1 pseudogene is annotated in these 420 nt (G+C 65.2%); it reads right to left on the reverse strand.

Annotation, left to right across the window (positions count from 1 at the left end):
- Window positions 1–48: 48 nt before the first annotated feature.
- Window positions 49–420, reverse strand: a pseudogene (locus tag EEB19_RS26515) (arsenate reductase ArsC); the annotation flags it as partial.

Here is a 420-nt window from a genome sequence, read left to right on the forward strand (position 1 = left end):
GATCGGGGTGACCCGATACGCGCGCGAGGCAGTAAGGCAGATCAGCGACTACATCGGGGAGGCTTCTCCGGTGTTATCTGGCGCGTGAGCCTCGGCGCCATTGCCCAGCGCCCGCACCTGCGATTGCAGGGCCATGCGGTCCAGCGCTTCAGGCTTAAGCGCCAACAGCAATCCGAGACGGTGCTGGAGCTGGTGAAGCGTGCTCAGGAACGCCTTATGGACCTGATCAGCACTGCCCTGCACTGCGGCCGGGTCGGGGATGCCCCAGTGGGCGGTAGCCGGGTGGCCCGGCCACACGGGACACGCTTCACCCGCGGCACGATCGCACACCGTTACGATGAGATCCATCTGCGGTGCTTCCGGACCTGCGAATGCATCCCACGGCTTGCTCGACAGTCCGGCAACGTCGAAGCCAATCTC

It is taken from the genome of Gordonia sp. OPL2 (assembly GCF_003797825.1).
Taxonomy (GTDB): domain Bacteria; phylum Actinomycetota; class Actinomycetes; order Mycobacteriales; family Mycobacteriaceae; genus Gordonia.